Annotated in this window: 6 protein-coding genes; all 6 read left to right on the top strand. The window is 59.5% G+C overall.

The genetic code is table 11. The features are described 5' to 3' along the window. Positions 1 to 5: 5 nt before the first annotated feature. On the top strand, positions 6 to 1,112 hold the full coding sequence (locus L0H65_RS09240) for a primosomal protein N' (replication factor Y) - superfamily II helicase (RefSeq protein ID WP_301458584.1): 1,107 nt from the start codon (positions 6 to 8) through the stop codon (positions 1,110 to 1,112). 355 nt (positions 1,113 to 1,467) lie between these two features. Continuing rightward, on the top strand, positions 1,468 to 2,940 hold the full coding sequence (locus L0H65_RS09235; RefSeq protein ID WP_301458583.1) for a PLP-dependent aminotransferase family protein: 1,473 nt from the start codon (positions 1,468 to 1,470) through the stop codon (positions 2,938 to 2,940). Between the two features lie 93 nt (positions 2,941 to 3,033). Next, positions 3,034 to 4,812 (top strand): sulfoacetaldehyde acetyltransferase, encoded by a 1,779-nt coding sequence (gene xsc, locus L0H65_RS09230; protein WP_301458582.1) that lies wholly within the window; start codon positions 3,034 to 3,036, stop codon positions 4,810 to 4,812. Then, positions 4,809 to 5,555 (top strand): sulfite exporter TauE/SafE family protein, encoded by a 747-nt coding sequence (locus tag L0H65_RS09225; protein WP_301458581.1) that lies wholly within the window; start codon positions 4,809 to 4,811, stop codon positions 5,553 to 5,555. The genes xsc and L0H65_RS09225 overlap by 4 nt, the downstream gene beginning before the upstream one ends. Positions 5,556 to 5,565: 10 nt before the next feature. Further along, positions 5,566 to 6,720 (top strand): acetate/propionate family kinase, encoded by a 1,155-nt coding sequence (locus tag L0H65_RS09220; RefSeq protein WP_301458580.1) that lies wholly within the window; start codon positions 5,566 to 5,568, stop codon positions 6,718 to 6,720. Beyond that, positions 6,701 to 8,554, top strand: a 1,854-nt coding sequence (locus L0H65_RS09215; RefSeq protein WP_301458579.1) for a molybdopterin-dependent oxidoreductase, incomplete at its 3' end; no start/stop codon positions are given. The genes L0H65_RS09220 and L0H65_RS09215, both read left to right, overlap by 20 nt.

Raw genomic sequence — 8,554 nt, 5'->3', positions numbered from 1 at the left:
GTGATGTGAGCGCAACAAAAGACCTCCGCTGGCCCTGTGACACTTGCGGGGCAGAGCTGCGCTTTGCCCCCGGCCAGACGGAATTGCGCTGCGACCACTGCGGAAATGTTCAGAAAATCCCTGCCGCGCCGGAGTCTGCCCGCCAATATGCAATGGGCGAGCATCCCTTGGCGCTCGGGCTGCGCGATGACCTACCGCAAACCGCGATGGAGGAAGCGCAAACCACCACATGCCCGAATTGTGGTGCCTTGGTGGAGTTTGCAGGCGCAGGACACGCGACTCAATGTCCGTTTTGTGCAACACCGCTGGTGATTGACACCAGCACCAATCGCCAGATCAAACCACAAGCCCTGATCCCGTTTCAACTGGATGAACGCACGGCGCGCTCCGCGATGAGCAAATGGCTGGGCAGCCTGTGGTTCGCTCCGAACGGTCTGGTCGAATACGCCCGCAAAGGCCGCGCGCTGTCCGGCCTCTACGTTCCTTACTGGACCTTCGACGCCGCCACCCGCTCCCAATATACCGGGCAGCGCGGGGAATACTATTATGAAACCCGGACCGTAACGGTGATGGTTGATGGCCGCAGCGAGCAACGGGAAGAACAGGTACAAAAAATCCAGTGGTATCCCGCCTCGGGTATTCTCGGACGGGTGTTTGATGACGTACTGGTGCTTGCGTCGCGCAGCCTGCCGCGTGATTACACCGAAGGGTTGGAACCGTGGGATCTGTCTGCGCTGCAACCCTATAGTGCCGATTACCTCGCCGGGTTCACCGCCGAAGGTTATACCGTCAGCCTTGCCGACGGAAATGCGCGCGGCCATGAGCTAATGGCGAAAGCCATCGCCAATGACGTGCGCCGCGACATTGGCGGCGATGTACAGCAGATCAACAGCATCAACACCGCGCACAGTGCCGAAACCTTCAAACATATCCTTTTGCCGATCTGGATGGCGGCCTACAAATACAACAGCAAAACCTATCGTTTCGTCGTCAATGGTCAAACCGGCAAGGTACAAGGCGAGCGTCCCTATTCAGTCTGGAAAATCACCTTTGCCGTCGTCGCCATCGGCCTGCTGATCGCCGCGATCGCCTATTTCGGCAACGCGCAGTGACCATTTGCATAGCGGCATGCTCTGTCACGCCTGCATCGGATCCCGCCACAAAACCCGCCACGGTGCAGCGCTGATCCGGGAGATGGGAAACCGCAGACACACTGAACTGCCCGTCCCCAGAATGAGCAATGGGGCGGCCAAGCCCTGCAACCACATCGCCCATCAACCCGATGTCATAGCCGCCGCTAGCCCAAGGCCGGCCCGGCAGCGGTCTGATGAGCCGACTGTTTCAGCAGCCTTTTGGCGGTGGAATGCGCGGAATTAGGTATTTGATCCAGAATGAAACCAGCGCGCTTGACAATTGACGAAGGGTTGTCCGCAATAGGTCCAGATCATTTCAAAAAATGAGGCCAGAATGGCGATCCCCCCTGAGGCGTTTTTTCTGGCGAATAATCTGACGGGCACATTGCAGCAGCGTATCCGGCAATTGGTGGCGGAAGGGATCGTTATGGGTCGGTTTCGCGCGGGTGACAAGATGCCCTCCAGCCGGGGGCTCGCCGCGCATCTGGGCGTCAGCCGGATCACGGTGACGCTTGCCTACGCGGATTTGGTGGCGTCGGATTACCTGACCTCACGCGGGCGCTCCGGCTATTACGTTTCCGAAAACGCACCCTTGCAACCGGAATTTGAAACCGGGCCGCGACTGGCTGTTGATCAAGTGGATTACGCCGCGTTGACGGGCCGACGCTTTTCCACCGCCGACCAGTTGCAACGACCGGCGGATTGGGCGCAGTTCCGATACCCCTTTATCTATGGCCAAGCCGATGCCAGCCTGTTTGACCATCAGAACTGGCGACAATGTGCGTTGCGCGCCTTGGGCAAGCGTGATTTCGAGGCGCTGACCTCCGATTATTACGACCGCGATGACCCCCTTTTGATCGAGTATATCCAGCGCAACATACTCCCGCGACGCGGGATTGAGGCGCAGGCAGGCGAGGTGCTGCTGACTATGGGCGCGCAGAACGCGCTTTGGTTGGCGGGGCAGGTCTTGACCGGGCCGGGCAAGCGTGCGGTGGTGGAAAATCCTGGCTATCCAAGCCTGCGCACGATTTTGGCCCAAACAGGTTGTGCGGTGGATTGGGTTGATGTGGACCGCGACGGCTTGCCACCAGAGGCGTTGCAGCAGGGTGTCGATGTGGTCTTCACCACTGCCAGCCACCATTGCCCGACGAATGCCACGATGCCCATTGCGCGCCGCCGCGATTTGGTGGACGCGGCAAGCGCCCGAAATTTCGTGATCGTCGAGGATGATTATGAGTTTGAGATGTCCTTTCTCCAGCCGGTTTCCCCGGCGCTGAAATCCCTGGATCGGGAGGGCCGCGTGATCTATGTCGGCTCCTTTTCCAAGTCCATCTTTCCTGGTTTGCGCTTGGGTTACATCGTTGCTCCCGAAGGCTTTATCCGCGAGGCGCGGGCCTTGCGTGCGCTGACCCTGCGCCACCCCCCCGGCCATATACAGCGCACTGCCGCTTATTTCCTGTCGCTGGGCCATTACGAAGCTTTGGTCAACCGGATGAAACAGGCCTTCAAGCGCCGTCGGTTGGCGATGGCGGACGCGATGGAGGCTGCGGGTTTGACGGTGGCAGGCCAGGGTGGCGTCGGTGGCTCCAGTTTCTGGATGGCGGCACCCGAAGGGGTGGACACCGAAACCCTTGCGCGCGATTTGCACAACCAAGGCGTGTTGATCGAACCGGGGCGTGTCTTCTTTGACCCAGCGCGCGCCCCGCGCAATTATTACCGGCTTGCCTATTCAACCATCCCGGTTGGCCGCATTGCCGAAGGCATCACCCTGATCGCGGCGGCGATTGCCGCATCTGGATCTAAGTAGCCCGTAAAACTGGCCCTACTAGCCGGTTTCACCCGCAGAGTATCTTGCCTCTAACGCGGCCCCGATGCCGCCTTGCACTGTGGAGAGACTGCCATGAAGATGACGACCGAAGAAGCCTTTGTCAAAGTCTTGCAAATGCATGGGATCGACGATGCTTTCGGCATCATCGGGTCTGCCATGATGCCGATCTCGGACCTGTTTCCGGCGGCGGGAATCCGGTTCTGGGACTGCGCCCACGAATATACCGCCGGCATGATGGCCGATGGCTATGCACGGGCGACGGGCAAGATGAGCATGATGGTTGCGCAAAACGGCCCCGGCATCACCAATTTTGTGACCCCAGTGAAGACTGCTTATTGGAACCACACGCCGCTTTTGCTGGTCACGCCGCAAGCCGCCAACAAAACCATGGGTATGGGCGGCTTTCAGGAAGTCGAACAGATGGCACTGTTCAAGGATATGGTCGCCTATCAAGAGGAGGTGCGCGACCCCACCCGCATCGCCGAAGTGCTGAACCGCGTGATCTTGAAGGCCAAGCGCGCCTCGGCCCCCGCGCAAATCAACATCCCGCGCGATTATTGGACGCAAGTGATTGATATTGATCTGCCCAAAGTGGTGGAATTTGAGCGCCCGGCAGGCGGCGAAGACGCGATTTCCCGCGCTGCTGACCTGCTATCCAATGCCAAATTCCCCGTTATACTAAACGGCGCGGGCGTGGTGCTGGCGGGGGCAATTCCTGCCTCCATGGCATTGGCGGAGCGGTTGGATGCGCCGGTTTGCTGCGGCTATCAGCACAATGATGCCTTCCCCGGTTCGCACCCGCTGTTCGCCGGGCCGCTGGGTTACAATGGGTCCAAAGCGGGGATGGAGTTGATCAGCAAGGCGGATGTGGTGCTGTGCCTTGGTACCCGGCTCAATCCGTTTTCGACCTTGCCGGGTTATGGCATTGATTACTGGCCAAAATCGGCGGCGATCATACAGGTCGATTTGAACCCCGACCGCATTGGTCTGACCAAACCGGTGACCGTTGGCATCGTTGGCGATGCAAAAAAGGTGGGTGAGGCGCTGTTGGCTAAACTCTCGTCATCTGCTGGCGATGCCGGGCGTGCTGCGCGCAAAGCGTTGATTGCGCAAACCAAATCGGCTTGGGCGCAGCAATTGTCCAGCATGGACCATGAAGATGATGACGTTGGCACCACATGGAACCAGCGCGCGCGGGATGCAAAGCCGGATTGGATGTCGCCGCGCATGGCGTGGCGCGCGATTCAGTCTGCGCTGCCAAAAGACGCGATCATTTCCTCTGATATCGGCAACAACTGCGCCATCGGCAACGCCTATCCTACGTTTGAAGCCGGACGGAAATACCTTGCGCCCGGCTTGTTCGGCCCTTGCGGCTATGGCTTTCCGTCGATCATGGGGGCCAAGATCGGGCGACCGAATGTGCCGGTGGTGGGCTTTGCCGGTGACGGCGCCTTTGGCATTTCGATGAACGATATGACCGCAATTGGCCGCGATGAATGGCCCGCAATTACCATGGTGATTTTCCGCAATTACCAGTGGGGTGCGGAAAAGCGCAACACGACACTTTGGTATTCCGACAATTTTGTCGGCACGGAGTTGGATACCAAAGTGTCCTATGCCGGGATCGCCAAGGCCTGCGGTTTGGGCGGTGTCGTCGTGCGCACGATGGAGGAGTTGACCGCTGCTTTGCACAAGGCCGTTGCAGACCAAAAAGCGGGCAAGACCACCTTTATCGAGGCGATGATCAACCAGGAACTCGGCGAACCCTTCCGCCGTGACGCGATGAAAGCCCCGGTTGCGGTCGCGGGCATCTCCAAAGCGGATATGCAAAAGCAGCCGCTGGCGGGATGACCCTTCCCTTTGACCTGAGCATCCCTGCCGCAGTTTATATGGCGGTGGTGGTGTTCGGGGCGGCTTTTGTGCGTGGTTACTCTGGCTTTGGGTTTTCGGCGCTGTTGGTCACGGCATCCAGTCTTGTCACCAATCCGCTCAACTTCGTCGGCGTGGCAATCATCTGCGAATGTTGGATGACGGCGCAGCAATGGAACAAGGCGGCAGGTGATGTGGATTGGAAGCGGGTCAAGGCGTTGATGCTCGGCTCGCTGATCGGCGTTCCGCTAGGGCTATGGATTATCACGCAAATTCCGGTGGATGCGGCGCGGATTGTGGTGTCGCTCTATGTTCTGGTGATGTGCGCAGTGATGCTTCATGGTTGGCGAATTGCGCGGGTGCAGGGCGGCGCGGCGCATGGCGCGGCGGGTGTAGTGGCAGGCATGGCGAATGCGCTCGGCATGGGGGGCTTGCCGGTTGTCACCTATTTCGCGGCGCAAACCATTGGGCCACGGGTGTTTCGTGCGACGCTGATCGCCTATTTCGCGATTCTGGATTTTTTCACCGGAATTTTGCTGTGGTGGCATGGATTGATAACATGGGATACCGTAATGGCGGTGCTGGGCGCGGTGCCGATGGTGGTTTTGGGCATCTGGCTGGGCGGGCGGCATTTTTTCAACACCGACCCGCAGGATTTCCGCAAATTCGCCATTCGGTTGCTGGCCGGACTGGCGGTGCTCGGCTTTGTGAAATCATTGGTTTGAAGGGGAGGCGATGCGCAAGGTATTGGTGATCAACGCAGGTTCATCTTCGGTCAAATTCGCAGTGTTCACGGATGGGGTGGAGGTGATCTCCGGTATCGCTGCCGAAATTGGTGGCGACTCACGGTTGAAAATCGGTGGGGTTACAACGCCGATGCCGTTACCCGATCACACAGCGGCGGTGGCGGCGTGTTTGGGCTTACTTGCAAAGACCGGGCATGGCGTGGCGGATTTCATCGCGGCGGGGCATCGGGTGGTGCATGGCGGTACGGAATTCGTTGCCCCCTGTCGGATCACCGATCCGGTCATCGCGCGGATAGAAGTTTGCGTGCCGCTTGCCCCTTTGCACAACCCCGGCAATCTGGCGGCGATCCGGGCGCTGGCAACTCTCGCCCCCGACCTGCCGCAATTTGCCAGTTTCGACACTGCCTTTCACGCAGGCCAACCCGAAGTTGCAGCCCGCTATGCCGTCTCGGCTGAGGTGGTGGCACTGGGCATCCGTCGCTATGGTTTCCACGGGATCTCTTATGCCAGTCTGGTGCAGGCCGTGGCGGCCAAGGGCGCGCCTCCGCGCCGCTTGTTGGCACTGCATCTGGGCAACGGGGCCTCCCTTTGCGCCATTCTGGACGGCAAATCTGTGGCGACGACGATGGGATATTCCCCGCTGGAAGGGCTGACGATGGGCACTCGCACCGGCGGGATTGATGGCAATGCCGTGCTGCGGCTGGCCGAGGTTTTTGGTATCGCGCAAGCGGGGCATATTCTGAACAAGCAAAGCGGCCTGTTGGCGCTTGGCGGTGCGTCCGACATGCGGGAACTGTCGCAAGCGCACACGCCGGAGGCTGCCTTTGCCCGCGATCATTTCGCTTATTGGGCGGTGCGGCATGCAGGGTCGATGATTGCGGCGATGGGTGGGATTGATGCATTGGCGTTTACCGGCGGCATCGGAGAAAATGACGTGGAAATACGGCGCAAGATTATGGCGGGGCTGGAATTTACCGGTTTGATCGTCAATGATGCGGCCAATACCGACCGCGCCGACAAGCTGCACGATCCCAAATCCATCGTCGCGGCATGGATAATCCCTGCGGCGGAAGAGGCGCAGATCGCGGCGGAAGCGATGGCGGTGTTGCAAGCGGAGGGGAAGCATGACGCAACCAAAATTTGACACATCGCCGAAGGTCTCGGATGAGGTGCGGCATACCACCTGTTATATGTGCGCCTGTCGCTGCGGCATCAATGTGCATCTGAAATCCGGCAAGGTCAGCTATATCGAAGGCAACCGCGCCCATCCCGTCAACAAAGGCGTTCTATGTGCCAAAGGGGCCAGCGGTATCCGGCAGGTTTTTGCACCTTCACGGCTGAAAGCCCCAATGCGCCGCGTTGGTCCGCGCGGTTCGGGGGCGTTTGAGGAAATCTCGTGGGAGGAGGCTTTTCAAATCGCCACCGATTGGCTTGCCCCTTTGCGCGAAAAATCTCCGGAAAAACTGACGTTCTTCACCGGGCGCGACCAAAGCCAAAGCCTGACCAGCTTTTGGGCGCAGAACTATGGCACCCCGAATTACGCAGCACACGGCGGCTTTTGTTCGGTCAATATGGCGGCGGGTGGGATTTACACCGTTGGCGGCGCATTTTGGGAATTTGGCCAGCCCGATTGGGACCGCACAAAGCTGTTCATCCTGTTTGGCGTTGCCGAGGATCACGACAGCAACCCGATCAAAATGGGCATTGGCAAGTTGAAGGCACGGGGGGCTAAAATCATTGGCGTGAACCCGATCCGGTCGGGCTATAACGCCGTTGCGGATGACTGGTTTGGGGTGACGCCGGGTGCCGATGGCTTGCTGATCCTGTCGCTGATCCATTGCTTGCTGGAGGCGGGGAAGGTCGATCTGGACTACCTCGCGCGCTTCACAAATGCGCCTTTGTTGATGCGTTCGGATGAAGGCGCAGAAAAGGGGCTGTTCCTGCGTGATGCAGACGGCAAAGCACTTGTGGTTTCACAGGGCGAACTGGTGCCGTTTGACCAAAAGGGCGCGAAGCCCGATCTGGGTGCAACATACCAAGGCCACCGCACCGTGTTTCAGCACATGGCGGAGCGCTACCTTTCCCCCGATTACGCGCCGGAAAAAATCGCCGCGCGCGTGGGGATTGAAGCCATACGCATCCGCGAACTCGCCGCCGATCTGGCCCGCGTGGCCTTTGATGAGGCTATTGAACTGGCCCAGCCCTGGACCGACTTTCGCGGTGATACCCACGCCAAGATGATCGGTCGCCCGGTCAGTTTCCACGCCATGCGCGGAATTTCCGCCCATTCCAACGGCTTCCAGACCGCCCGCGCTTTGCATCTGTTGCAGGTGGTGCTTGGAACCGTCGAAACCCCCGGCGGCTACCGCTTCAAACCGCCCTATCCCAAACCAGCCGAGGCGCATCCTGCCCCCCATTGCAAAGTGACCCCCGGCAAGCCGCTTGACGGCCCGCACTTGGGATATCCGCGCGGGCCGGAACATCTGTGCCTTGACGCGCGAGAAAAACCCATCCGCATCGACAAGGCATTTTCATGGGAAAACCCGCTGTCAGCGCATGGGGTGATGCATATGGTCATCGCCAACGCCCATGCGGGTGACCCCTATAAAATCGACACGCTGTTCATGTATATGGCGAATATGGCGTGGAATTCTTCGATGAATACCGCCGCCACCATGGAAATGCTGACCGACAAGGGCGAGGATGGCGAATATGTCATCCCGCGCATCATCTATTCCGACGCCTATGCCAGCGAGATGGTGGCCTATGCCGATCTGATCTTGCCCGACACCACCTATCTGGAACGGCACGATTGCATTTCGCTGCTGGACCGCCCGATCTCGGAACCCGACGCTGCGGGGGATTCGATCCGCTGGCCGGTGGTGGAGCCGGACCGCGACGTGCGCGGCTTCCAGTCGGTGCTGATCGACCTTGGCGCGAGGTTGGGTTTGCCGGGCTTTGTTGGCGCTGACGGCGCT

Origin of the sequence: Pseudorhodobacter sp. (genome assembly GCF_030452865.1) — a bacterium.
In the GTDB taxonomy this organism is placed as follows: domain Bacteria; phylum Pseudomonadota; class Alphaproteobacteria; order Rhodobacterales; family Rhodobacteraceae; genus Pseudorhodobacter.
Note: the sequence above shows the minus strand (reverse complement) of the source record. Positions and strands in the feature narration are given on the sequence as shown.

Bases quoted from the DNA above. Each gene is read 5' to 3' on its own strand.
- L0H65_RS09235 (WP_301458583.1), top strand. From the start codon at position 1,468: ATGGCGATCCCCCCTGAGGCGTTTTTTCTGGCGAATAATCTGACGGGC.
- xsc (WP_301458582.1), top strand. From the start codon at position 3,034: ATGAAGATGACGACCGAAGAAGCCTTTGTCAAAGTCTTGCAAATGCAT.
- L0H65_RS09225 (WP_301458581.1), top strand. From the start codon at position 4,809: ATGACCCTTCCCTTTGACCTGAGCATCCCTGCCGCAGTTTATATGGCG.
- L0H65_RS09220 (WP_301458580.1), top strand. From the start codon at position 5,566: ATGCGCAAGGTATTGGTGATCAACGCAGGTTCATCTTCGGTCAAATTC.